Origin of the sequence: Pseudomonas sp. o96-267 (assembly GCF_003935465.1) — a bacterium.
Classification (GTDB): domain Bacteria; phylum Pseudomonadota; class Gammaproteobacteria; order Pseudomonadales; family Pseudomonadaceae; genus Aquipseudomonas; species Aquipseudomonas sediminis.
The window spans coordinates 15,704-39,693 of record NZ_RHQP01000027.1 but is presented as its reverse complement, the minus strand read 5'-3'; the positions used below and the strand labels follow the sequence as shown (position 1 = coordinate 39,693).

Sequence of the window (23,990 nt, the reverse complement as noted above, 5' to 3'; positions counted from 1 at the left end):
CATGGGGTCATGAGGCGCGGGAATAGTGTACGGCCGGGACTGATCAGGTGCGGTATTCGGCGTTGATCTTGACGTACTCGTGGGACAGGTCGGTGGTCCAGATGGTCTCGCTGCAGCTGCCGCGACCCAGCTCGATGCGGATGGTGATTTCCTCACGCGCCATCACTGCTGCGCCCTGCTCTTCGGTGTAGGTGGTCGAACGGCAACCCTTGCTGGCGATGCAGACTTCGCCAAGGAACACGTCGATCTTGCTCACATCCAGTTGCGGTACACCGGCATAGCCGACAGCCGCGAGGATACGCCCCCAGTTGGGATCGGAGGCGAACAGCGCGGTCTTGATCAGCGGCGAGTGAGCGACGGCATAAGCCACGTCCAGGCACTCCTGATGAGTACCGCCGCCGTTGACCTGCACGGTAACGAACTTGGTCGCGCCCTCACCGTCACGGACGATGGCCTGCGCCACTTCCATGAACACTTCGAACACAGCCTGCTTGAGCTTGGCGAACAGCTCACCGGAGGCGTCGCTGATCTCAGGCAGTGCGGCCTGGCCGGTGGCGATCAGCATGCAGCAGTCGTTGGTGGAGGTGTCACCGTCGATGGTGATGCGGTTGAACGACTTATTCGCCGCATCGCGCACCAGATCCTGCAGCACGCCCTGTGCGACCTTGGCGTCGGTGGCGATGTAGCCAAGCATGGTGGCCATGTTCGGGCGGATCATGCCAGCGCCCTTGGAGATGCCGGTCACGGTGATGGTCACGCCATCATGCTGGAACTGACGGCTGGCGCCCTTGGGCAGGGTGTCGGTGGTCATGATGCCGGTGGCGGCAGCTTCCCAGTTGTCAGCCTTGAGGTCATTCAGCGCGGCCTGCAACGCGGACTCGATCTTCTCGACCGGCAGCGGCTCGCCGATCACACCGGTGGAGAATGGCAACACGGCACTTTCGGTAACACCGGTCAGTTCAGCCAGGCGCGCACAGGAGCGACGCGCACGGGCCAGGCCATCGGCGCCGGTACCAGCGTTGGCATTGCCGGTATTGGTCAGCAGGTAACGCACTTCGCCGCCCAGACGCTCGCGCGTGATCAGCACAGGGGCCGCGCAGAAGGCGTTGGTGGTGGTCACCCCGGCGATACGCGAGCCTTCGGCACAGCGCATCACCACCACATCCTTGCGCCCAGGACGCTTGATGCCGGCCGAGGCGATGCCCAGCTCGAAACCAGGAACCGGGTGCAGGGTAGACAGCGGGCCAAGACCAACAGCCATGAGATGCGCTCCTTCAGATATACGGTGATCGCTTCGGCGACCGAATGAGATGGTAAAACGCCGCGAGCGGCTGGGCCGTTCGCGGCGTTGTCAGGGCGCTGGCAGCATAGCCGAAGCGCCCGCTACTGCAAGCGATCCGATCAGCCGATCTGACCGTGGCAGTGCTTGTACTTCTTACCCGAACCGCAAGGGCACGGCTCGTTACGGCCAACCTTCTGCTCGGCACGTACCGGCGCGGCGGCCATGGCAACGTCGCCTTCTGCGCCATCGTTCTCTTCAGCCGCCAGTGCCGAGGCGTCTGCGTGCTGGAACTGCATGCGCTCGGCCATGGCTTCTGCCTCGCGGCGCAGCCGGGCTTCTTCTTCGGCCGGATCTTCGCGACGCACCTGAACGTGGCTGAGCACGCGGATGGCATCGCGCTTGATCGACTCCAGCAGCTCCTGGAACAGGGCGAAGGACTCGCGCTTGTATTCCTGCTTGGGGTTCTTCTGCGCGTAGCCACGCAGGTGAATCCCGTGACGCAGGTGATCCATGGTCGACAGGTGGTCTTTCCACAGATCGTCCAGTACGCGCAGCAGAATCTGTTTCTCGAAGGTACGCAAAGCCTCGGCGCTGGCCTGGGTTTCCTTCTCGTTGTATGCGCTCAGCAGCTCGGCAAGGATGCGCTCACGAAGGGTTTCTTCATACAGTTTGTCGTCTTCATCCAGCCACTGCTGGATCGGCAGCTTGATGCCAAAATCGCTCTGCAGGGTGGACTCCAGACCGGCGACGTCCCACTGCTCCGGCATCGACTGCGGCGGAATATGGTTGTTGACTGCGGTGGTCAGCACTTCCTCGCGGAACTCGGCGATGGTGTCGCCAACGCTCTCGGCAGCCAGCAGGCTGTTGCGCATGTGGTAGATCACCTTGCGCTGCTCGTTGGCCACGTCGTCGAATTCGAGCAGTTGCTTACGCATGTCGAAGTTACGCCCCTCGACCTTGCGCTGGGCCTTCTCGATGGCGTTGGTGACCATGCGGTGCTCGATGGCCTCGCCGGACTGCATGCCGAGGGCCTTCATGAAATTCTTCACCCGATCCGAGGCGAAGATACGCATCAGGTTGTCTTCCAGCGACAGGTAGAAGCGGCTGGAGCCCGGGTCACCCTGACGACCGGCACGACCACGCAACTGGTTGTCGATACGACGCGATTCGTGGCGCTCGGAGGCGATCACGTGCAGGCCGCCGGCTTCGATCACCTGCTGGTGACGCTTCTGCCACTCGCTCTTGATCTGCGCGATTTGCTCGTCGGTGGGGTTCTCCAGCGCCGCCACTTCCACTTCCCAGTTACCGCCGAGAAGAATGTCGGTACCACGACCCGCCATGTTGGTGGCAATGGTCAGCGCGCCCGGACGACCGGCCTGGGCGATGATCTCGGCTTCCTTGTCGTGGAACTTGGCGTTGAGGACCTTGTGCTCGATGCCTGCCTGATTCAGCAACTGACTGACGTACTCGGAGGTCTCGATGGTGGCGGTACCCACCAGGATCGGCCGGCCTTGGGCCTGGCAATCCTTGATATCAGCAATGATCGCCTGGTACTTCTCTTCCTGGGTCAGATAAACCAGGTCGTTGAAGTCCTTGCGCGCAATCGGCTTGTTGGTCGGGATCACCATCACGTCCAGACCGTAGATCTGACGGAACTCGAAGGCCTCGGTATCGGCGGTACCGGTCATGCCGGACAGCTTGTTGTAAAGGCGGAAGTAGTTCTGGAAGGTGGTCGAGGCCAGAGTCTGGCTCTCGGCCTGGATGTTCACCCCTTCCTTCGCCTCGATGGCCTGGTGCAGGCCCTCGGAGAGGCGACGACCGGCCATGGTACGACCGGTGTGCTCGTCGATCAGGATCACCTGACCGTTCTGCACGATGTACTCGACGTTGCGGTTGAACAGCTTGTGCGCACGCAGGCCGGCGTAAACATGGGTCAGCAAGCCAAGGTTGTGCGCGGAATAGAGGCTCTCGCCTTCAGCCAGCAGGCCAGCTGCGGTAAGCATCTCTTCGACATACTGGTGGCCAGCTTCGTTGAGCTCGACCTGGCGGGTTTTCTCGTCGACCTTGTAGTGACCTTCCTGAGTCACCACGCCTTCCTCTTCCTCGATGTGCTGCTTGAGGCGCGGGATCAGCTTGTTGATCTCGATGTACAGCTTGGAGCTGTCTTCAGCCTGACCAGAGATGATCAGCGGGGTACGGGCTTCGTCGATGAGGATGGAGTCGACTTCGTCGATCACGGCGAAATTCAGCTCGCGCTGGAATTTGTCTTCCAGGCTGAAGGCCATGTTGTCACGCAAGTAGTCGAAACCGAATTCGTTGTTGGTGCCATAGGTGATGTCGGCGGCGTAAGCAGCGCGCTTCTCTTCCGGCGGCTGGAAGGGGGTAACGATGCCCACCGACAAGCCCAGGAATTCATACAGCGGACGCATCCAGTTGGCGTCGCGGCGGGCCAGGTATTCGTTGACCGTGACCACGTGCACGCCCTTGCCGGACAGCGCGTTGAGGTAGACCGCCAGGGTTCCTACCAGGGTCTTGCCCTCACCGGTACGCATCTCGGCAATCTTGCCTTCATGCAGGGCCATGCCGCCGATCAGCTGCACATCGAAGTGGCGCATGCCCATCACTCGCTTACCGGCCTCACGGGCCACAGCGAAGGCTTCGGGAAGCAGCTTGTCGAGGGTTTCGCCCTGAGCCAGTCGGCCCTTGAACTCTTCGGTCTTGCTACGCAGTTGCTCGTCCGACAGGGCGATCATCTGCTCTTCGAGGACGTTGACGGACTGCACCGCCTTGACCAAGCGTTTGACTTCACGCTCATTCTTGCTTCCGAAAAGTTTTTTAAACAGAGGCGCAAACATATCGACAGGATCTTCCGGCGAATGGATGGAGGTCGGCGCAAATCGCGACCTGGCAGCCAGCATGGCTGCGGGCGAAGGGGGCATTCTACCCGGAAAACTCAGGGAGGAAAGTGACGTTGTCAGCCCGTTGCTGCCGCATAATGGCGCAGGCCACGCATCCCCGGTCAGCCAGGGGCGCGGCGTGAAACTTTATATGGGGATGAATGCTGGCAATTCAAGGTCAGCCTGTTGCCCCGACTCACTCGACGCCGTTGGCGCGCGCGATATAAAGGGCAGGATTGACCTGCCGGCCATCCTTGCTGACTTCGAAATGCACGTGATAACCGGTGGAGCGACCACTGCGACCGACCTTGGCGATGGTCTCGCCGCGCTGCACCAGATCACCGATCTGCACAGTGTTGCTCTGGTTGTGGGCATAGAGGGTGACGTAGCCATCGGCGTGACTGATCTCAACCACGTTGCCATAACCGTTCTTCTTGCCGGAGAAGGTGACGATACCCGCCGCCACCGACACCACATCGCTCCCCGGCTTGGAGGCGAAGTCGACACCCTTGTGGACACTCACGCGACCGGTCAGCGGGTGCACGCGACGCCCGAAAGGCGACGACACATAACCTTGCAAAACCGGGCGACCAGAGAGTGTTTCAGCTTCACTCAGGCGACGCTCGCCAAGCAGCTGCTCCAGCACTTCCAACTGCTGCTCGCGGCTTTCCACTCGCAGCGCCAGACTGTCAAGCGCACTCATGAAAGGTGGCGGTGCATAGGCCGAAGCGCCCAGCGCATCTTCCGCGCCGCCCTGCCCGACACTGAGGGAAAAATCGAACTCGCCTGCGTCCAGCTCCGCCAATTCGGTCAGGCGCTCGCCCAGAGCATCGAGCCGCGTGAGGCGCGCCTGCAGTTCCGCGACATGCACAGCAAAGGCGTCGAGCTGACGTTGTGCGTCCTGGCGTACCACGCCAACCTGTTCACGCTGCAGATCGAGCGCTTCGGCCAGCGAGGTGTCGACCACCGGCTCGGCGGTCAACCACTTGGCGCCCATTGCTGCACCGGCACCCAGGCTCAGGACCAGCAGCAGGACCGCCGACAGCAACAACCAGCGCAGGTCCAGATTGATCGTTCGCGCCGAACCGTGACGGCTATTTAGCAGAATGATATGCATGGCTTCCCCTTTTCGCAGAGCACAGGCCGGCAGCACGCTCTGCTACCATGACGGCTCTGCAACTTAAGGCTTCCTGCCATGACGTTTCGTCCCTTGCCGGCTCAGGCACCCGCTAAGCTGTTACGCGAAGCCAAGCCCCTGAAAGCGCTGTTCGGTCAGGCGCAACGCCTTACTCACCTACAGCGTCTTGTCGATAGCCAGCTACAGCCTGCTGCCCGGGAACACTGTCATGTAGCGTCCTGGCGAGACGGCTGCTTGCTATTGATCGTGACCGATGGCCACTGGGCAACACGCCTGCGTTATCAGCAAAGAAGACTGCAACGACAACTACAGGCACTCGAAGAATTCGCGACCTTAACGAAAATCATGTTCAAGGTGCAACCTCAAGGCGGCCAGAATCGTGGAACCGGTCGCACCCTGCACTTGTCCAATAACGCCGCACAAAGCATCCAGGCGACAGCCGAAGGCATCAGCGATCCCAGGCTACGCGCCGCGCTTGAGCGCCTGGCCAGCCATACGCAGAAAGACGAATGACCCCTAATTCCGTTCGTCGGTAAACGTCTTTTTTGCCGCTTTCGCCAGATGATTGGCGCCATGAATCGTTGCAGCACTCACCTCCGACTCAACCACGCGCCATAAAAAAGGCCACCCGAAGGTGGCCTCAATTGAAGCTGGAAAGAGAGTGTGTTTACACCGCCGCAACCGGGCGCATGTAAGAGATCGGTGCGAGTTTGGCGTCCTCGAAGGTCACCATTTCCCAGGCATCGGTCTGTTCGATCAACGTGCGCAGCAAACGATTGTTGAGCGCGTGACCAGACTTGAAGCCCTTGAACTCGCCGATCAGGCTGTTACCCAGCAGGTACAAGTCACCGATGGCATCGAGAATCTTGTGTTTGACGAATTCGTCCTCGTAACGCAGGCCGTCTTCATTGAGCACACGATGTTCGTCGACCACGATGGCGTTCTCCACACTGCCACCGAGCGCCAGGTTCTGCGAACGCAGGAACTCGATGTCACGCATGAAACCGAAGGTGCGGGCCCGGCTGACTTCCTTGACGAAAGACGTGCTGGAGAAATCCACACTGGCGCTCTGCGTGCGATTGCGGAACACGGGGTGATCGAAGTCGATCTCGAAGCTCACCTTGAAACCGTCGAAAGGTACGAAGGTGGCGCGCTTGTCGCCCTCCTCCACAGTCACCTCACGCAGGATGCGGATGAACTTCTTCGGCGCTTCCTGCTCCTGCAGGCCAGCGGATTGAATCAGGAACACAAAGGGACCAGCACTGCCATCCATGATCGGTACTTCGGACGCGGAGAGCTCGACGTAGGCGTTATCGATGCCCAGGCCTGCCATGGCCGAAAGCAGATGCTCTACCGTATCCACCTTGACATCACCATTGATCAACGTGGTCGACATGGTGGTTTCACCGACATTCCCGGCCAGCGCGCGGATTTCCACCACGGGGTCGAGGTCGGTACGACGAAACACGATACCGGTATCCACCGGAGCCGGCTTCAGGGTCAGGTAAACCTTCTCCCCCGAATGCAGGCCAACGCCGGTGGCACGGATGATGTTTTTCAGGGTGCGTTGTCTGATCATGGCTTGGCCGCTATATCGCTAGTTGCGAATTATTTTCAACAATGGTCGGGAATAATAGCAGAACCGACCTTTGCTGAACACCAATCACCCATATGCTCCTGATAAATTCCATCAATCAGCCTGGCGACGCAGGAAAGCCGGGATATCCAAGTAATCGAGATCATCCTGGGTATTGAGCTTGGCTGCAGTGGCGGCGCCACCGTGGCTCTGGCGCTGCACGGTCGGACGCTCGTAGTCCTTGTAGTTGACCGACTGCTCGCTGCGCGGCTGCGCGGCAGGCTGCTGGGCAACCGGCTGGCTGACGGCGACCTGAACGGTGTTGTCGACCACCTTGACCGGCTTCTCCATGCGCGCGCCGAGGCCGGTAGCGACCACGGTGACGTGCAGTTCGTCGCGCATGTCGGCGTCGATCACGGTGCCGACCTTGACGGTGGCATGCTCGGAAGCGAACTGTTCGATGATGTTACCCACATCGGAGTACTCACCCAGCGACAGGTCCGGACCGGCAGTGATGTTTACCAGAATGCCGCGCGCACCCTGCAGGTTGACGTCTTCCAGCAGCGGGTTGCGGATGGCCGCTTCGGTTGCCTCACGCGCACGGTTCGGACCGCTGGCGCAGCCAGTGCCCATCATCGCCATGCCCATTTCGCTCATCACGGTTTTCACGTCGGCGAAGTCGACGTTGATCATGCCCGGACGCTTGATGATGTCGGAAATACCGCGCACGGCGCCGGCCAGCACATCGTCAGCCTTGGCGAAGGCGGACAGCAGGCTGGCGTCCTTGCCGAGGATGGTCAGCAGTTTTTCGTTGGGGATGGTGATCAGCGAGTCGACGCTCTCGGACAGCGCGCGGATGCCTTCATCGGCGATGACCATGCGCTTCTTGCCTTCGAACGGGAACGGGCGGGTGACCACGGCCACGGTGAGGATGCCCAGTTCCTTGGCCACCTCGGCGATGACCGGTGCAGCGCCGGTGCCAGTACCGCCACCCATACCAGTGGTGATGAACACCATGTCGGTGCCTTGCAGCACTTCAGCGATGCGCTCGCGATCTTCCAGCGCGGCCTGACGACCGACTTCCGGATTGGCGCCAGCGCCCAGGCCTTTGGTCACGCCCGGGCCGAGCTGCAGCACGGTACGTGCGCCGATGTTCTTCAGCGCCTGCGCATCGGTGTTGGCACAGATGAACTCGACGCCCTCGATGTTGCTGACCGCCATGTGATTGACTGCGTTACCGCCGCCACCACCGACACCGATTACTTTGATAACCGCGCTTTGCGGAATGTTATCTACTAGTTCGAACATGATCCCTCTCCTTCCTTTCTAGTTGTAACGCCTACTGCAAATTTAGAAATTGCCTTGCACCCAACGCTTGATGCGTTCGAGTACCGGGGTTTTGTTTTCGTCCTGGTAAGGACTGCCTACCGACATGGAAATGCCGTCGTTCTGCTTCTGCAGCCCGTACAACAGCAAGCCCACACCGGTGGAATAAATCGGGTTGCGCACCACGTCGCCCATGCCCTTGACGCTGTGCGGTACGCCCAGTCGAACCGGCATGTGGAAAATTTCCTCGGCCAGTTCCACCGCGCCTTCCATCTTCGCCGTACCGCCTGTCATGACGATGCCGGCGGGAATCAGGTCTTCGTAGCCGCTGCGGCGCAGCTCGGCCTGCACCAGGGTGAACAGCTCGTCGTAACGCGGCTCGACCACTTCGGCCAGGGACTGACGCGACAGGTCACGCGGCGGACGATCACCGACGCTAGGCACCTTGATGGTTTCGCCAGCACCGGCCAACTTGGCCAGGGCGCAGGCGTAGCGAATCTTGATTTCTTCGGCGTACTGGGTCGGCGTACGCAGGGCCATGGCGATGTCGTTGGTAACCTGGTCACCAGCAATCGGAATCACCGCGGTATGACGAATCGCGCCTTCGGTGAAGATGGCGATATCGGTGGTGCCACCGCCGATATCCACCAAGCACACGCCCAGCTCCTTCTCGTCTTCGGTCAGTACCGAGTACGCGGATGCCAGCTGCTCGAGGATGATGTCGTCGACTTCCAGACCGCAGCGACGCACGCACTTCTCGATGTTCTGCGCGGCGTTCACGGCACAGGTAACCACGTGCACCTTGGCTTCCAGGCGCACACCGGACATGCCCAGCGGCTCGCGCACGCCTTCCTGGTTGTCGATCACGTAATCCTGCGCCAGGGTGTGCAGCACGCGCTGGTCCGCCGGAATGGCGACGGCCTGCGCGGCGTCGAGCACGCGTTCGATATCGGCCGGGCTCACTTCGCGATCACGGATGGCAACGATGCCGTGGCTGTTCAGGCTACGGATGTGATTGCCGGCCACACCGACGAACGCCGAGTGAATACGGCAGCCCGCCATCAGTTGCGCCTCTTCCACGGCGCGCTGAATCGAGGCCACGGTGGACTCGATATTGACCACCACACCCTTCTTCAGCCCGCGCGAGGGATGAGTGCCGATACCGACGATTTCCAGCTGGCCGTCGGCCGTCACCTCGCCCACCAGCGCCACCACCTTGGAGGTGCCGATGTCCAGGCCAACGATCATCTTGCCGCTCTGCGCGCTATTCATTAGTCCTGCCTCTCCTCAATTCACTTTCTGCTCGGCCGCAGCCGGCTCCACCGGCTCACGCCAGGCCACGGCCAGGCCGTTGGCATAACGCAGGTCGATGCGCGCGATGTTCGCGCTCTGTTCTTTCAGTTCCCGCTCATAGATGGCGGCAAACCGACGCATTTTTTCAACCACGTGATCACGTCCCAGCAGGATGTCGATACGCTGCCCGCTGGCGTTCTCGGTGGCCGAAAGGAACCAGCTGCCGCGCTCGCGCAACTGCAGCCCGACCACGGTGAAACCCATCGGCCGCAGCAATTGGCTGAGCATCTGATACTGCTGCATCACCTTCGGCTGCGCCCGCTTCGGGCCGGACAGCTGCGGTAGGTGCTGGTAGTTGTCCAGCTCCTGCGGCGCGAACGCCTGGCCCTGGTTATTGAGCAGCGCTTCGTCACCCCAACGGGCGATCGGCAACTGCTCTTCGAGGCGTACGTCGATCTGATCCGGCCAGACGCGACGCACTTCGGCATGAGCGATCCAGGGCATGCGTTCGAGTTCTTCGCGCATGCCGCGCAGGTCAGCGCTGAAGAAGTTCGCCTCGATGAACGGCGCGATCCGCCGCTGTACCGCCTGCTGGCTGACGTAAGCCAGATCGCCCTGCACGCTGATGCGCGCGATCGGGCGGTCGGCGTAGGGCAGCAGACGCTGTGCACCTTCATAGGCAGCAAAACCGAGGCCGACCAGCGCCAGCGGCCAGAGCAAGCGGCCCACCCAAGAGAAATCCGGCTTGGGCAGACGCAGGCGCATCGGCTCCTTGGTCACCAGACGGCTGGCGCCACGCGGCGCGGGCTTGCCGCGTTGCGGAGCCCTCAGCGAGTCTTGATGGCGCAGAGCGATGCTCATCGCTTAACCCCTCGCCTCGACGCTGTCAGCCAGGATAGCCAGCACCAGTTGCTGGAAATCCAGGCCGGCAGCACGCGCGGCCATTGGCACCAGGCTGTGATCGGTCATGCCCGGTACGGTGTTCACTTCCAGCAGCCAGAACTGGCCGCTGGCATCCTGCATCACATCGGCGCGCGCCCAGCCCTGAGTGCCCACCGCCTCGCAAGCGCGTGCGGTCAGCGCTTTCAGCTCTGCTTCCTTCTCAGGAGACAGGCCGCAGGGAATGCGGTACTGGGTGTCATCGGCCAGGTACTTGGCGTCGTAGTCGTAAAAAGTGTGCGGGGTGCCGAGCCCGATGGGCGGCAGCACTTCGCCACGCAGTACGGCGATGGTGTATTCAGGACCGGCGATCCACTGTTCGACCAGCACCTGGCTGTCGTAGCGTGCGGCGTCCTGCCAGGCAGCGATCAGCGCCTCGACGCTTTCGACCTTGGCCATGCCGATGCTCGAGCCTTCATGGGCTGGTTTGACGATCAGCGGGAAGCCCAGCTCGGCGGCAGCAGCTTCGCAATCAGCCTGCGAGGTCAGCACGGCATGACGCGGCGTCGGAAGGCCGAGGCTGTGCCAGACCTGCTTGGTACGCAGTTTGTCCATGGCCAGCGCCGAGGCGAGGATGCCGCTGCCGGTGTAGGGAATGCCGGCGCACTCGAGCAGGCCCTGCAGGGAGCCGTCCTCGCCACCACGGCCGTGCAGCACGATGAAAGCGCGATCGATCTTCTCGCGGTTCAGGCGCTGCAGGAAATCATCCCCCACGTCGATGCCGAAGGCGTCCACGCCAGCTGCCTGCAGGGCGCTGAGCACGGCGTTGCCGGATTTCAGCGACACCTCGCGCTCGGCGCTCTTGCCGCCGAACAGCACGGCGACGCGACCGAAAGCCTTGGGATCGAGGGTACTGTGCAAACTCATTTCGACTCCCCCACGAACAGTGGGTGCTTGATCAGTTGCGGCGCCACTGCGCCGATATCACCAGCGCCCTGGCACAGCAGGATGTCGCCAGCACGCAGCAGCGGTTTGAGCAGCGGCGCCAGGTCGGCGCCACGCTCGACATAGATCGGATCGAGCTGGCCGCGCTGACGAATGCTGTGGCACAGCTGACGGCTGTCGGCACCTGGAATCGGCTCCTCGCCAGCCGGATAGACCTCGACCAGCAGCAGCACATTGGCCTCGCCGAGCACCTGCACGAAATCGTCGTACAGGTCGCGGGTGCGGCTGTAACGGTGCGGCTGATAGACCATCACCAGACGACGCTCCGGCCAACCACCGCGCACAGCCTTGATCACCGCAGCCACTTCGCGCGGGTGATGGCCGTAGTCGTCGACCAGCATCACGCTGCCGCCATCCACCGGCAGTTCGCCGTAGACCTGGAAGCGTCGACCGACGCCCTGGAAGCCCGCCAGGCCGCTGACGATGGCTGCATCATCGATGCCTTCGTCGGTAGCAATGGCGATGGTCGCCAGCGCATTGAGAACGTTGTGGTTACCCGGCATGTTGACCGACACGTCGAGCGGCTCGCAGTCAGGGCGCAGCACGGTGAAATAGGTGCGCATACCTTCCTGGCGTACGTTGATCGCACGCACGTCGGCATCTTCGGCGAAACCGTAAGTCATGGTCGGGCGGCCGACCTGCGGCAGCAGCTCGCGCACCACCGGATCATCCACGCAGAGCACGGCCAGGCCATAGAACGGCAGGTTGTGCAGGAACTCGATGAAGGTCTTCTTCAGCTTGTTGAAGTCACCGCCATAGGTGCTCATATGGTCGGCGTCGATGTTGGTGACCACCGAGACCATCGGTTGCAGGTGCAGGAAGCTGGCGTCGCTCTCGTCGGCCTCGGCAATCAGGAAGCGGCTGGAGCCGAGCTGGGCGTTGGTACCGGCAGCATTCAGGCGACCGCCGATGACGAAGGTCGGATCAAGGCCGCCAGCGGCGAACACGGATGCCAGCAGGCTGGTAGTAGTGGTCTTGCCGTGGGTGCCGGCGACGGCGATGCCGTGACGGTAGCGCATCAGCTCGGCGAGCATCTCGGCACGCGGCACTACCGGAATACGACGCTCCAGCGCAGTGGCGACCTCCGGGTTGCTGGTGTTGACGGCGCTGGATACCACCAGCACATCGGCTTGCTCGGCGTTTTCCGCGCGGTGACCGATGAAAATGGTCGCCCCGAAGTTTTCCAGGCGCTCGGTCACGGCCGACGCCTTGAGATCGGAGCCGGACACTTCGTAACCCAGATTGAGCAGCACCTCGGCGATACCGCACATGCCCACGCCGCCGATACCGACGAAGTGGATGCGGCGGATACGGCGCATACGCCGTACTTCAGCCTTGACCGCAGCAGGCGACTTAGCCATGCATCACCTCCTGGCAGATGTCGACCACCGTGCGGGTTGCATCGGGCTTGGCCAAGCGACGCGCGGTGGCGCCCATGACATTGAGTTTTTCCAGGTGCATCAGAACCTCGGTGAGCTGCGCGGCAAGCGTGTCCGCGTCAGTGGCATGTTGCGCAAGAAGGACAGCGGCGCCCTCCTTCGCCAGGTATTCGGCATTGCGGCTCTGGTGGTCGTCGATCGCGTGCGGCAACGGCACGAGGAACGATGGCAGACCTGCTGCCGCCAGTTCGCTGACGGTCAGCGCGCCAGCGCGGCACACCACCAGATCGGCCCAGCCATAGGCACGTGCCATGTCCTTGATGAAGGGCGCGACCTCGGCTTCGACCGCGGCATCGCGATAACGCTCCGCAGTGATTTCGGCATGTTGTTTACCGGCCTGATGAAACACCTGCGGACGCACGTCGGCGGGGATTTTCTCCAGTGCAGCCGGCAGCAATTTGTTCAGCGGCTCGGCGCCCAGGCTACCGCCCAGCACCAGCAGTTTCGGCTTGCGGCCCACCAGCGGCTCGCGCGGCGTTTCCAGGAACAGCTCCTCACGCACCGGGTTGCCGGTAGTGCGCCGCTTGTCGGATACACCGAAGGTATTCGGGAAGGCTTCGCAGATGCGCGTGGCGATACGCGACAGCAGGCGGTTGGCGGTACCGGCCACGGCGTTCTGCTCGTGGATCACCAGCGGTACGCCGGCCATACGCGCAGCCAGGCCGCCCGGGCCAGTGACGTAACCGCCCATGCCCAGCACGCAGACCGGCTGCAACTCGCGCACGATGCGGCGCGCCTGCAGCAGCGAACGCAACAGCTGGAACGGCGCCTTGAGCAGCGCCAGCTTGCTCTTGCCACGCAGACCGCTGACGTTGATCAGGTGCAGGGGCAGACCGGCTTGCGGTACCAGCTCGTTCTCGATGCCGCGCGGCGTACCCAACCAATGCACGCTATAGCCACGGCTCTGGAACTCGCGCGCACAGGCCAGCGCCGGGAACACGTGGCCGCCGGTGCCGCCAGCCATGATCAGGACATTACCGCGCATGGGCGACCTCCTTGTTCGGCTCGGCGAAATCCTCTTCGCTGAACTCGATATCCTCGTTGCCCAGTACGTTGCGCCGCTCCCATTCGATACGCAGCAGGACTGCCAGGCTGACGCAGCAGATCACCAACGACGAGCCGCCGTAGCTGAGGAACGGCAGGGTCAGACCCTTGGTTGGCAGCAGTCCGGTGTTCACGCCGATGTTGATCAGGAACTGGCCGATCCACAGGAAGGACAGGCCGTAGGCCACATAGGCGGAGAAGAACTGCTTGGCCTTCTCGGCCCACAGGCCGATGTACAGGCCGCGCACACAGACGAAGACGAACAGTGCCAGGGTCGCCAGTGCACCGACGAAGCCCAGTTCCTCGGCCAGGACCGAGAAGACGAAGTCGGTGTGCGCTTCGGGCAAGTAGAACTGCTTCTGGATGCTGTTACCCAAGCCCACGCCGAACCACTCGCCACGACCGAAGGCGATCAGCGCCTGAGTCAGCTGGTAGCCCGAGCCATACTGGTCGGCCCAGGGATCGGTGAAGGTGATCAGACGCTGCAGGCGATATTCCTGAGTCTGCACCAGGACGAACACGGCGCCGACTGCCAGGGCCACCATCAGGCCGAAGCGCAGCATGCCGACACCGCCGAGAAACAGCATGGCCATGGCCGAGCCCATCATCACCACGGTGGCGCCGAAGTCCGGCTCCAGCAGCAGCAGACCAGCCATCGGCAGCAGTACCACGAACGGTTTGAAGAAGCCCATCCAGCTCTCGCGCACCTCTTCCTGACGGCGCACCAGGTAGCCGGCCAGGTAGACGACGACGAAGACCTTGGCGATTTCCGAGGGCTGCACGTTGAACGCGCCGAAGCCGATCCAGCGCCGCGCACCGTTGACCTCGCGACCAATGCCGGGGATCAGCACCAACACCAGCAAACCGAACGCCGCCAGCAGCAGCATCCAGCCATAGCGCTGCCAGAAGCTCATCGGAATCATCAGCACGATGCCGGCAGCGCCAAGACCGATGACCAGATAAATCAGGTGGCGAATCATGTGATACAGCTGGTTGCCGGACAGCGCCGCTGCGACTTCCGACGACGCCGAGGTGATCATCACCAGGCCCAGGCCGAGCAGGCCCAGGCAGCCCGCGAGCATCGGGAAATCGACATCTAAACCGCGACCGAACAGCGGCGAGGGACGCACGCGCAGGAAGCCAAGCATCAGCGCAGCCCTCCCACGGCCTGGGCGAACAGCCGCCCGCGTTCTTCAAAATTCTTGAACATGTCGAGGCTGGCGCACGCTGGCGACAACAGCACGGCGTCGCCGGCCTCCGCCAACTCGCTGCAACGCTGCACGGCCTCGTCAAGGGTCTCGACCCGCACCAGCGGCGCCGCATCGCCCAACGCGTCGGCAAGGCGCCCCGCATCACGACCGAGCAGCACCACCGCACGGCAGAAGCGCGCGACCGGATTTTTCAGCGCCGAGAAGTCGGCGCCTTTACCGTCACCGCCAGCGATCAGTACCAGCTTACCGGCGATATCCGCGCCCAGGCCTTCGATGGCTGCCAGCGCCGCACCGACGTTGGTGGCCGTGGAATCGTCGTAGTAACTCCCGCGGCCGCGCTCACCGACCCACTGGCAGCGGTGCGGCAAACCAGCGAACTGGCGCAGAGTGGCGAGCATCGCCTCCATCGGCAGGCCGACGGCATGACCGAGCGCCAGCGCCGCCAGGGCGTTGGACTGATTGTGCGCGCCGCGGATCTTCAGCTCGCTCACCGGCAGCAATGCATCGAAGCGAAACGCCAGGGATTTCTCGCCGTTCTCTTCGAGCAGGCCGAAGCGCTTGAAGTCCGGTTTGCCCAGGCCGAATTCCCAACTGGTCACCTGATCGGTGATCAGCGGACGCGACAATGCGTCGTCACGGTTGATCACCACCTGACGGGCGCCACGGAAGATTCGATGCTTGGCCAGGTGATAGGCAGGCAGACCGCTGTAGCGGTCCATGTGGTCTTCGCTGATGTTCAGGCAGGTGGCCACTTCAGCGTTGAGCTGATCGGTGGTTTCCAGCTGGAAGCTGGACAGTTCCAGCACATACAGCTCGACGTCGTCCGCCAGCAGGTCCAGCGCCGGCGTACCGAGATTGCCGCCCACCGCCACGCGCTTACCAGCCGCAGCCGCCATCTCGCCGACCAGGGTGGTGACGGTGCTCTTGGCGTTGGAACCGGTGATAGCGATGATCGGCGCCTTGGCATGGCGAGCGAACAGGTCAATATCGCCGGACAGTTTCACCCCACGCGCCGCCGCTTCGGCCAGCGCCGGAGTCGCCACCGCCAGGCCGGGGCTCACGTACAGCTCCGAGGCGCGGCAGAGGAAGTCCACGTCCAGCTCGCCGCAACGTACGTCCACCTGCGGGTAATCACGCTTGAGCGTCTCCAGCTCCGGCGGGTTCGCGCGCGTATCGGCCACGGCAAAGCGCACGCCCTGCTGCGCAAGGAAGCGCACCAGGGACATGCCGCTCTTGCCGAGGCCGACAACGATGCGGAACTGGTCGGAAGCGATCAATGACACGCTCATTACCTCAGTTTCAGGGTGGCCAGGCCGATCAGCACGAGAATCACGGTGATGATCCAGAAACGGACGATCACGCGCGGCTCAGGCCAGCCCTTGAGTTCGAAATGGTGATGAATCGGCGCCATGCGGAACACGCGCTTGCCGGTCAGCTTGAAGCTGGCGACCTGGATGATCACCGACAGGGTTTCCATCACGAACACCCCGCCCATGATGAACAGCACGACTTCCTGGCGAACGATCACGGCGATGGTGCCCAGCGCAGCACCAAGCGCCAGCGCACCCACGTCGCCCATGAACACCTGCGCCGGGTAGGTGTTGAACCACAGAAAGCCCAGACCGGCACCGACCAGCGCGGCGCAGAACACGATCAACTCACCGGAACCCGGAACGTACGGAATCAGCAGGTATTCGGCGAAGTTCACGTTGCCCGACAGGTAGCAGAAGATCCCCAGCGCACCGCCGACCATCACGGTCGGCAGAATGGCCAGACCGTCGAGACCGTCGGTTAGGTTCACCGCATTACTGGTACCGACGATGACGAAGTAGGTCAGCACCACGAAGCCGGCGCCCAGGGGAATGGCGACATCCTTGAGCAGCGGCAGGATCAGGGTGGTCTCCACCGGGCTCTGCGCGGTCATATAAAGGAAGACGGCGGCAGCGAGGCCAAACACCGACTGCCAGAAATACTTCCAGCGGCTCGGCAGGCCACGCGAGTTCTTCTCGATCACCTTGCGGTAGTCGTCGACCCAGCCAATGGCACCAAACGCCAACGTCACGGCCAGCACCACCCACACATAGCGGTTGGACAGGTCGGCCCAGAGCAGGGTACTGACGGCGATGGCGGTGAGGATCAGCGCGCCGCCCATGGTCGGCGTGCCTTTCTTCGACAGGTGCGACTGCGGGCCATCGTTGCGCACGGATTGGCCGATCTGACGCACCTGCAGGGTGCGGATCATCCACGGGCCGAGCCACAGCGACAGCGCCAGGGCGGTGAGCACGCCGAGGATGCCGCGCAGAGTCAGGTACTGAAAGACCGCGAAGCCCTTGTGAAACTGTTGCAGGTACTCCGCCAGCAGCAGCAGCATTTAGTGAATCTCCCCAGATACGCCACACAGCGCCGCCACGACCTTGTCCATGGCAGCGCTGCGTGAACCCTTGATTAGTAGTGTGCTGCCGGCCTGCTCGGCGCGAAGCGCTTCGATCAGCTCGGCTTGATCGACGAAGTGACGGCCTTTTGAGCCAAACTCCTCGACCGCAAAACGCATCAGCGGGCCGACGGCATACAGTGCATCGACCTTGCCCGCGGCATGGCGGCCGACATCGCGATGGCCCTGTTCAGCCCACTCGCCCAGCTCGCCCATGTCTCCCAGCACCAGAACGGTGCGACCGGAGAAGCCGGCGAGTATATCCACCGCCGCACACATGGACACCGGGTTGGCGTTGTAACTGTCATCGATGACTCGCACGCCGTTCGGCGCCAGCTGCGCTACGGCGCGGCCTTTGACCGGCTGCAGGTTTTCCAGGCCCTCGACCATGGCGACCAACGGCATACCCAGGGCATGAGCGGCAGCACAGGCTGCCAGCGCATTGGCCACGTTATGCTCGCCCAGCAGGTTGAGTTGAATGCGCGCGCTACCGGCCGGGCTACGCAGAGTGAAGCCCTGGCAGCCACGCTCGTCGCGGGCCAGATCGCTGCCGTGGAAGTCCGCGCGGGTGTCGCGCAAGGCAAAACTCAGCACCTTGCGTCCGGCTGCGCGACGCTGCCAGGTGACGAAGGCCTTGTCGTCCAGGTTGAGCACGGCCACGCCATCGTTCGGCAGGCCTTCGAGGATCTCGCCCTTGGCCTCGACGATCTTTTCCGGGCCGCCGAACTCGCCAACGTGGGCATTACCGGCATTGGTGATGATCGATACCTGCGGCCGGGTGAGGCTCACGGTGTAGGCGATTTCACCCACATGGTTGGCGCCCAGTTCGATCATCCCGGCGCGATGCTCCGGCGCCAACTCCAACAGAGTCAATGGCGCACCAAGATCATTGTTGAGGTTGCCGCGAGTGGCCAGTACCGCACCGTTCAAGCCGGCACGCAGGATGGCGGCGAGCATTTCCTTAACGCTGGTCTTGCCACTGGAACCCGTTACGGCAGCCAGCGGGCCGGTGAAAGCCTGACGATTCAGCGCCCCCAGTTGACCGAGCGCCAGGCGGGTGTCGGCCACCAGCAATTGCGGTAACGGGGCATTCGCCACTTCACGCTCGACCAGCGCGGCGACCGCGCCCTTGGCAGCGACTTCGGCCAGATAGTCATGGCCGTCGAAGCGTGGACCGGTCAACGCCACGAACAACTGACCCGCAGCGATGGTGCGACTGTCGCTACCAACGGCGGAGAACGCCACATCGGCGCCGATCACGCGCGCGCTCAGGTCGGCGGCGACTTCGCTGAGCAGCCAAGGCTTAAGCATGAGTCGCCTCCCAGGCCGTCAGAGCCTTGTTCGCTTCGATCAGGTCGGAGAACGGCTGACGCACACCCATGATTTCCTGGTAATCCTCGTGGCCCTTACCAGCCAACACCAACACGTCGGCGACTTCAGCCTGGGCGATCAGCCGTGCGATGGCATCGCCACGGCCGTGAATGAATTGCACCTGCTCCGGCGCGGCGAAGCCTGCGCGAATATCGGCAATGATCTGCGCCGGCTCTTCCGTACGCGGGTTGTCATCGGTCACCCAGACCACATCGGCCAACCGCTCGGCAACCGCAGCCATCAGCGGACGCTTGCCGCGATCACGATCACCGCCGCAACCGAACAGGCAGACCAAGCGCCCTTCGACGTGTGGACGCATGGCTTCGAGAACTTTTTCCAGCGCATCCGGGGTGTGCGCGTAGTCGACTACCACCAGAGGCTTGTCGCCGCCACCGAGGCGCTGCATGCGGCCAGCCGGCCCCTGCAGTTGCGGTAGAACCTTGAGAATCTCGTCGAGGCCGTAATCCAGGCCCAGCAGCGCACCGACCACTGCCAACAGATTACTGAGGTTGAAGCGGCCGAGCAGATTGCTGCGCAGCACGCCTTCGCCACGCGGCGTCACCAGACGCGCGCGTACGCCGTGATCGTCGAAGTGCGCTTCGCTGCAATAAAGGAAGGCACCGGCATCATTAAGGCTGTAGCCGATCAGGCGCGACTCGTGCGATTGCCCGGCCAACTCACGACCGAAGGCGTCATCGAGGTTGATCACCCGGCAACGCAGATTTGGCCAGGCGAACAGCTTGGCCTTGGCCGCGCCATAAGTCTCCATGCTGCCGTGATAATCGAGGTGATCACGCGACAGATTGGTGAACACCGCAATATCGAATTCCAGCGCCGCGACACGGCCCTGGTCCAGGCCATGAGAAGAAACTTCCATCGCTACAGCGCGAGCGCCGGCCTGCTTGAGCGAGGCCAGGGTGGCCTGCACGCCGACCGGATCAGGGGTGGTGTGTTTGCCCTGCTCCAGCGCGCCATAGAATCCAGTGCCCAGGGTACCGACGATGCCGCAGGGCTGACCGAGCAGATCCAATGCCTGGGCCAGCAATTGGCTGACGCTGGTCTTGCCATTGGTGCCGGTAACGCCGACCAGATGCAGGGCACGGCTCGGTTCGCCATAGAAGCGCCCGGCGATGGCAGACAGCTGTCCAGCGAGACCCTTGACCGGCACCAGCACGGCACTGTCGGCATGCATGGGCGCAGCGCCTTCGGCCTCGAAGGCTACTGCCGCCACACCGCGGGCGATGGCATCGGCGATGTGTACGCGGCCATCCTGCTGGGTGCCCGGCACGGCCAGGAACAAATCGCCCGGGCGCACCTTGCGGCTGTCCAGGGTCAGTTCACGAATCAGCACGCTGCCCTCGGCAGCCGGCAACAATTGATTGAGCGGCATGGGCATCAGTTGCGCCCTCCCTGGCCAACAGCGGCCATCTTCTGCTCAGGTGGCGGCAGATTGTCTGGCGCAATGTTCATCAAGCGCAGCGAACCCGCCATCACCCGGCTGAACACCGGCGCGGAAATCAGGCCGCCGTAGTAAGCGCCCTTGCCGGGCTCATCGATGACAACGACAAGGGCAATGCGCGGATCCTGCGCTGGGGCGAAGCCGGCGAACAGAGAGCGGTAGGAATTGCTCTGGTAGCCCTTGGCACCAGCATTGGTCTTACGCGCGGTACCACTCTTACCGGCCACGTGGTAACCCGGCACCTGAGCACGGAACACGCCGCGCGGCGCCTCGCCCACCTGCTGCAGCATGCCCTGCAGGGTCTTGGCCACGTTGGGCGACATAACCTGCATGGCGCTCGGCTTACTGTCCACGCGAATCATCGACAGCGGCGTCATGCCGCCGCCATTGGCCAGCGCCGCGTAGGCGTGCGCCAACTGCACGGCAGTAACCGAGAGGCCGTAGCCATAGGACAGCGTGGCGGTCTCCGCCTCACGCCATTTGCGATGGTTGGGCAGATTGCCGACACGCTCACCCGGGAAACCCAGGCCGGTATCGCGACCGAAGCCCAGATTGCTCAGCACGTGATGGATATTCTCTCCACCCACGTCGAACGCGATCTTGCTCATGCCGACGTTGCTGGAGTTGATCAGGATGCCGGTCAGGTCCAACGCAGGGCCTTGCGTGCGGGAAACATCACGAATGCTGTAGCGGCCGATCTGCAGGGTGCCGTTGCCAACCTGAACGATGTCGCTGGGCTTCCAGCGACCGGTCTCCAGCGCAGCGGACATCGACAGCGGCTTGATGGTAGAGCCAGGCTCGAACACGTCGATCATGGCGCGGTTGCGCATGGCTGCCGGGGTCAGGTTGCGGCGATTGTTCGGGTTGTAGGTGGGATGGTTGACCATCGCCAGCACTTCGCCGGTCTTCACGTCGACCATCACCAGGCTGCCGGCCTTGGCATCGTTTTCCAGCAGCGCATTGCGCAGCTCACGATGGGCCAGATACTGCAAACGCAGGTCAATGGACAACGCCAAGGCTTTGCCAGCCTTGGCGTTCTGCGCAACCTGGACATCCTTGATCAACTTGCCACGGCGATCCTTGAGCACCTGACGCTTACCTGGCACACCGGCCAGCCAGTCTTCGTAGGCCAGTTCCATGCCTTCGCGACCGCGATCATCAATATCAGTGAAGCCGACGACATGAGCTGCCACTTCGCCAGCCGGATAGAAGCGGCGGAATTCTTCGATGGCATAAACGCCCGGCACTTTCAGGTCCAGCACGCGCTGACCGTTCTCCGGGGTCAGGCCACGCACCAGATACATGAACTCGCGTTCTTTGTTCTGCTCCAGGCGTGCGGCGAAGTTGGCCGGGTCCTGCCCCAGGGCAGCAGCCAACGCTGGCCACTGCTCACGACCAGCCTGCAGTTCCTTGCCATTGGCCCAGAGCGTGGTGACAGGGGTACTGACGGCCAACGGTTCACCATTACGGTCGGTGATCAGACCGCGGTGCGCAGGAATCGGGATATGCCGCACGCTACGAGCATCGCCATGCGCTTTGAGGAAGTCATGATCGAGCACCTGCAGATCGAGCATGCGCCAGGCGATGGCGCCGACCATCAGCGCCAGCAACACCAGCACCAGGCGGAAGCGCCACGGGTAGAGTGCGCCTTCGAGCCCGATCATGGACGCACCATGCGCACGGCGGCAGGGTCGGGGATGTGCATTTTCAGCTGCTCGCTGGCCAGCGCTTCGATGCGGTTGTGTGCGGTCCAGGTACTTTGTTCGAGAATCAGTCGCCCCCACTCGGCCTGCGTCTTGTCGCGCACGCTCAGCTCGCCGTACAGGTCATTGAGCAGCTGACGATTCCAATGCGCGCTGTAAGACACCGCCACTGCGGAAACCAGGATGGCGATGAACAACAGCAGCATCAGGAAGCTGCCGTTGGGCATGGACTTGATCAGCCGACGGCTCACCGCAACTTCTCCGCGATGCGCATCACCGCGCTGCGCGAGCGCGGATTGGCTTTGAGTTCGGCCTCAGCGGCGTAGACCGGCTTGCCGATCAGCTTCAGACGCGGCTCGAAGGCTTTCGGAATGATTGGCAGGTCACGCGGCAGCTTGTCTGCCTCGCCCTTGGCCTGACGCTTCATGAACTGTTTGACGATGCGATCTTCCAGCGAGTGGAAACTGATCACCACCAGACGGCCGCCTACTTCCAGCGTCTCGAGCGCTGCTTCGAGGCCGCGCTCGAGATCACCGAGCTCGTTGTTGACGTAAATACGGATACCCTGGAAGGCGCGAGTCGCTGGATTCTTGCCCTTTTCCCAGGCCGGATTGGCAACGGTCAGCACCTGCGCCAGATCAGCGGTGCGGGTGAATGGCTGCTCGGCGCGGCGCTGCACCACGGCACGCGCCATACGTTTGGCGAAGCGTTCCTCGCCATAGTCCTTGAGCACACGGGCGATTTCGTCTTCGTCCGCCGTGGCGATCCAGTCAGCGGCACTGACGCCGACGCCCGGATTCATGCGCATGTCCAGCGGGCCGTCATTAAGGAAGCTGAAGCCACGCTCAGGGTCATCCAGTTGCGGCGACGACACTCCGAGATCGAGAAGAATGCCGGAGACCTGACCACTGATGCCGCGGACAACAGCTTCTTCGCCAAGTTCCGCAAAACTGCGCTGCACAACGACAAAGCGGCCGTCTTCGGCCGCCAATGCTTCCCCGGTGGCTATCGCCAGGGGATCCTTATCGAACCCCAAGAGCCGCCCATCTGGCCCGAGCTTCTGCAGGATCAGCCGACTGTGCCCGCCACGGCCGAAGGTGCCATCCACATAACGACCATCACCGCGCACAGCCAGGCCCTCGACGGCTTCGTCGAGCAGCACGGTGATATGGCGGAAGTTGCTATCGGTCATGGTCACAGGATCAGGTCACGCAGGTCATCGGAAAGGGCGCCCGGCTGTTTGATGGCAGCGAGGTCGGCTTCAGCTACGGCATTCCAGGAATCTTCATCCCAGAGTTGAAACTTGTTCAGCTGACCGACGAGCATCGCTCGCTTGTCCAGCTTGGCGTATTCACGCAAACGCGGCGGCACCAGAAAGCGGCCACTAGCATCCAGCTCGAGATCGACGGCATTACCGATCAGCAGACGCTGCAGGCGGCGGTTCTCTTCACGAAAGGACGCCAGCTCACGCAGCTTGTTCTCGATCAGCTCCCACTCGGCCAGTGGATAAACGCAAAGACAGGGGTCAACGGCGTCGATGGTCACGATGAGCTGGCCACTGCAACGCGCAACGAGCTCGTCACGATACCGACTCGGCATCGCGAGGCGCCCTTTGGCGTCGAGACTGATGGCGTTAGCTCCGCGAAACACGGCTGCGCTTCCCCTGTAATTAGCTTTCCATGCCCAAAAAAACCCACTTCGTGCCACTTCTTACCACTTGCGCACACTATAGGAACGCGCACGCCCCACCGTCAAGGCGCTCCAGAAGGGAAAAATCCTTACAGGACGGAGATTTAGCGAACAAAAGCGAGGGGAAAAGGGATGCCGGAACCAGCTTTTTACAGATAAATCTCAACCATTCCAGCCAACTGAAATTCGAACTTAAAGTGATTTGTTAAGAGTAAGAATTTTTCGGTATCAAACAGGAGGGAGATAG

At 62.5% G+C, this 23,990-nt stretch carries 20 protein-coding genes; 1 reads left to right on the top strand and 19 read right to left on the bottom strand.

Going from position 1 to position 23,990, the window contains the following annotated elements:
• Nucleotides 1–43 precede the first annotated feature (43 nt).
• From argJ to EGJ86_RS17800, 3 genes are all read right to left on the bottom strand, one after another.
• Nucleotides 44–1,261, bottom strand: coding sequence for a bifunctional glutamate N-acetyltransferase/amino-acid acetyltransferase ArgJ (argJ, locus tag EGJ86_RS17810; protein ID WP_125836015.1), 1,218 nt, complete (start codon nt 1,259–1,261; stop codon nt 44–46).
• Nucleotides 1,262–1,401: 140 nt separating this feature from the next.
• Nucleotides 1,402–4,137 (bottom strand): preprotein translocase subunit SecA, encoded by a 2,736-nt coding sequence (gene secA / locus EGJ86_RS17805; RefSeq protein WP_125836014.1) that lies wholly within the window; start codon nt 4,135–4,137, stop codon nt 1,402–1,404.
• Between the two features lie 238 nt (nt 4,138–4,375).
• Nucleotides 4,376–5,296 carry a M23 family metallopeptidase gene (locus EGJ86_RS17800; protein WP_106732782.1) on the bottom strand — a complete coding sequence of 307 codons (921 nt, stop codon included), beginning with the start codon at nt 5,294–5,296 and terminating at the stop codon, nt 4,376–4,378.
• A 78-nt stretch (nt 5,297–5,374) separates the two neighbouring features.
• Between EGJ86_RS17800 and EGJ86_RS17795 the strand changes: the two genes are divergently transcribed.
• The gene (locus tag EGJ86_RS17795; RefSeq protein WP_106732781.1) at nt 5,375–5,830 is read left to right on the top strand and encodes a DUF721 domain-containing protein; all 456 of its coding nucleotides are present in this window, start codon (nt 5,375–5,377) and stop codon (nt 5,828–5,830) included.
• A gap of 154 nt (nt 5,831–5,984) precedes the next feature.
• Here EGJ86_RS17795 and lpxC read toward each other — a convergent pair whose 3' ends face one another.
• The 16 genes from lpxC to mraZ all read right to left on the bottom strand — a co-directional run bounded on the left by lpxC (nt 5,985) and on the right by mraZ (nt 23,704).
• Complete coding sequence (gene lpxC / locus EGJ86_RS17790; protein ID WP_092380093.1) at nt 5,985–6,896, bottom strand: UDP-3-O-acyl-N-acetylglucosamine deacetylase; 912 nt, start codon at nt 6,894–6,896, stop codon at nt 5,985–5,987.
• Nucleotides 6,897–7,007: 111 nt separating this feature from the next.
• A complete protein-coding gene (ftsZ, locus tag EGJ86_RS17785; protein ID WP_021488111.1) occupies nt 7,008–8,201 on the bottom strand; it encodes a cell division protein FtsZ in 1,194 nt (397 codons plus the stop codon).
• Between the two features lie 42 nt (nt 8,202–8,243).
• Nucleotides 8,244–9,491, bottom strand: a complete 1,248-nt coding sequence (gene ftsA / locus EGJ86_RS17780; RefSeq protein WP_017678973.1) for a cell division protein FtsA — start codon at nt 9,489–9,491, stop codon at nt 8,244–8,246.
• A gap of 15 nt (nt 9,492–9,506) precedes the next feature.
• Nucleotides 9,507–10,373, bottom strand: a complete 867-nt coding sequence (locus tag EGJ86_RS17775; RefSeq protein WP_092380089.1) for a cell division protein FtsQ/DivIB — start codon at nt 10,371–10,373, stop codon at nt 9,507–9,509.
• Between the two features lie 3 nt (nt 10,374–10,376).
• Entirely contained in the window at nt 10,377–11,318 is a 942-nt protein-coding gene (locus EGJ86_RS17770) for a D-alanine--D-alanine ligase (protein WP_125836013.1), read from the bottom strand.
• Nucleotides 11,315–12,757, bottom strand: coding sequence for a UDP-N-acetylmuramate--L-alanine ligase (gene murC / locus EGJ86_RS17765; protein WP_106732779.1), 1,443 nt, complete (start codon nt 12,755–12,757; stop codon nt 11,315–11,317). The genes EGJ86_RS17770 and murC overlap by 4 nt, the downstream gene beginning before the upstream one ends.
• The gene (gene murG / locus EGJ86_RS17760; protein WP_125836012.1) at nt 12,750–13,820 is read right to left on the bottom strand and encodes an undecaprenyldiphospho-muramoylpentapeptide beta-N-acetylglucosaminyltransferase; all 1,071 of its coding nucleotides are present in this window, start codon (nt 13,818–13,820) and stop codon (nt 12,750–12,752) included. Before murG ends, murC begins: the two co-directional genes overlap by 8 nt.
• Entirely contained in the window at nt 13,810–15,027 is a 1,218-nt protein-coding gene (gene ftsW, locus EGJ86_RS17755; protein ID WP_125836011.1) for a putative lipid II flippase FtsW, read from the bottom strand. Before ftsW ends, murG begins: the two co-directional genes overlap by 11 nt.
• Complete coding sequence (murD, locus tag EGJ86_RS17750; protein WP_177432879.1) at nt 15,027–16,373, bottom strand: UDP-N-acetylmuramoyl-L-alanine--D-glutamate ligase; 1,347 nt, start codon at nt 16,371–16,373, stop codon at nt 15,027–15,029. Before murD ends, ftsW begins: the two co-directional genes overlap by 1 nt.
• Nucleotides 16,374–16,378: 5 nt before the next feature.
• Nucleotides 16,379–17,461 carry a phospho-N-acetylmuramoyl-pentapeptide-transferase gene (gene mraY, locus EGJ86_RS17745; RefSeq protein ID WP_099522448.1) on the bottom strand — a complete coding sequence of 361 codons (1,083 nt, stop codon included), beginning with the start codon at nt 17,459–17,461 and terminating at the stop codon, nt 16,379–16,381.
• Nucleotides 17,462–18,832: a UDP-N-acetylmuramoyl-tripeptide--D-alanyl-D-alanine ligase gene (gene murF / locus EGJ86_RS17740; protein ID WP_125836009.1), complete on the bottom strand. Its 1,371-nt coding sequence runs from the start codon at nt 18,830–18,832 to the stop codon at nt 17,462–17,464.
• The gene (locus tag EGJ86_RS17735) at nt 18,825–20,288 is read right to left on the bottom strand and encodes a UDP-N-acetylmuramoyl-L-alanyl-D-glutamate--2,6-diaminopimelate ligase (RefSeq protein WP_125836008.1); all 1,464 of its coding nucleotides are present in this window, start codon (nt 20,286–20,288) and stop codon (nt 18,825–18,827) included. The genes murF and EGJ86_RS17735 overlap by 8 nt, the downstream gene beginning before the upstream one ends.
• A complete protein-coding gene (locus EGJ86_RS17730; protein ID WP_125836007.1) occupies nt 20,288–22,015 on the bottom strand; it encodes a penicillin-binding protein 2 in 1,728 nt (575 codons plus the stop codon). The genes EGJ86_RS17735 and EGJ86_RS17730 overlap by 1 nt, the downstream gene beginning before the upstream one ends.
• Entirely contained in the window at nt 22,012–22,305 is a 294-nt protein-coding gene (ftsL, locus tag EGJ86_RS17725) for a cell division protein FtsL (protein ID WP_099522452.1), read from the bottom strand. Before ftsL ends, EGJ86_RS17730 begins: the two co-directional genes overlap by 4 nt.
• The gene (gene rsmH, locus EGJ86_RS17720; RefSeq protein ID WP_125836006.1) at nt 22,302–23,246 is read right to left on the bottom strand and encodes a 16S rRNA (cytosine(1402)-N(4))-methyltransferase RsmH; all 945 of its coding nucleotides are present in this window, start codon (nt 23,244–23,246) and stop codon (nt 22,302–22,304) included. The genes ftsL and rsmH overlap by 4 nt, the downstream gene beginning before the upstream one ends.
• Before the next feature lie 2 nt (nt 23,247–23,248).
• The gene (gene mraZ, locus EGJ86_RS17715) at nt 23,249–23,704 is read right to left on the bottom strand and encodes a division/cell wall cluster transcriptional repressor MraZ (RefSeq protein ID WP_003459315.1); all 456 of its coding nucleotides are present in this window, start codon (nt 23,702–23,704) and stop codon (nt 23,249–23,251) included.
• Between the last annotated feature and the right edge of the window lie 286 nt (nt 23,705–23,990).

What these genes read in the sequence shown, in the direction of transcription:
- argJ (WP_125836015.1), bottom strand. Translation starts at nt 1,261, where the DNA reads ATGGCTGTTGGTCTTGGCCCGCTGTCTACCCTGCACCCGGTTCCTGGT.
- secA (WP_125836014.1), bottom strand. Translation starts at nt 4,137, where the DNA reads ATGTTTGCGCCTCTGTTTAAAAAACTTTTCGGAAGCAAGAATGAGCGT.
- EGJ86_RS17800 (WP_106732782.1), bottom strand. Translation starts at nt 5,296, where the DNA reads ATGCATATCATTCTGCTAAATAGCCGTCACGGTTCGGCGCGAACGATC.
- EGJ86_RS17795 (WP_106732781.1), top strand. Translation starts at nt 5,375, where the DNA reads ATGACGTTTCGTCCCTTGCCGGCTCAGGCACCCGCTAAGCTGTTACGC.
- lpxC (WP_092380093.1), bottom strand. Translation starts at nt 6,896, where the DNA reads ATGATCAGACAACGCACCCTGAAAAACATCATCCGTGCCACCGGCGTT.
- ftsZ (WP_021488111.1), bottom strand. Translation starts at nt 8,201, where the DNA reads ATGTTCGAACTAGTAGATAACATTCCGCAAAGCGCGGTTATCAAAGTA.
- ftsA (WP_017678973.1), bottom strand. Translation starts at nt 9,491, where the DNA reads ATGAATAGCGCGCAGAGCGGCAAGATGATCGTTGGCCTGGACATCGGC.
- EGJ86_RS17775 (WP_092380089.1), bottom strand. Translation starts at nt 10,373, where the DNA reads ATGAGCATCGCTCTGCGCCATCAAGACTCGCTGAGGGCTCCGCAACGC.
- EGJ86_RS17770 (WP_125836013.1), bottom strand. Translation starts at nt 11,318, where the DNA reads ATGAGTTTGCACAGTACCCTCGATCCCAAGGCTTTCGGTCGCGTCGCC.
- murC (WP_106732779.1), bottom strand. Translation starts at nt 12,757, where the DNA reads ATGGCTAAGTCGCCTGCTGCGGTCAAGGCTGAAGTACGGCGTATGCGC.
- murG (WP_125836012.1), bottom strand. Translation starts at nt 13,820, where the DNA reads ATGCGCGGTAATGTCCTGATCATGGCTGGCGGCACCGGCGGCCACGTG.
- ftsW (WP_125836011.1), bottom strand. Translation starts at nt 15,027, where the DNA reads ATGCTTGGCTTCCTGCGCGTGCGTCCCTCGCCGCTGTTCGGTCGCGGT.
- mraY (WP_099522448.1), bottom strand. Translation starts at nt 17,461, where the DNA reads ATGCTGCTGCTGCTGGCGGAGTACCTGCAACAGTTTCACAAGGGCTTC.
- murF (WP_125836009.1), bottom strand. Translation starts at nt 18,832, where the DNA reads ATGCTTAAGCCTTGGCTGCTCAGCGAAGTCGCCGCCGACCTGAGCGCG.
- EGJ86_RS17735 (WP_125836008.1), bottom strand. Translation starts at nt 20,288, where the DNA reads ATGCCCATGCCGCTCAATCAATTGTTGCCGGCTGCCGAGGGCAGCGTG.
- EGJ86_RS17730 (WP_125836007.1), bottom strand. Translation starts at nt 22,015, where the DNA reads ATGATCGGGCTCGAAGGCGCACTCTACCCGTGGCGCTTCCGCCTGGTG.
- rsmH (WP_125836006.1), bottom strand. Translation starts at nt 23,246, where the DNA reads ATGACCGATAGCAACTTCCGCCATATCACCGTGCTGCTCGACGAAGCC.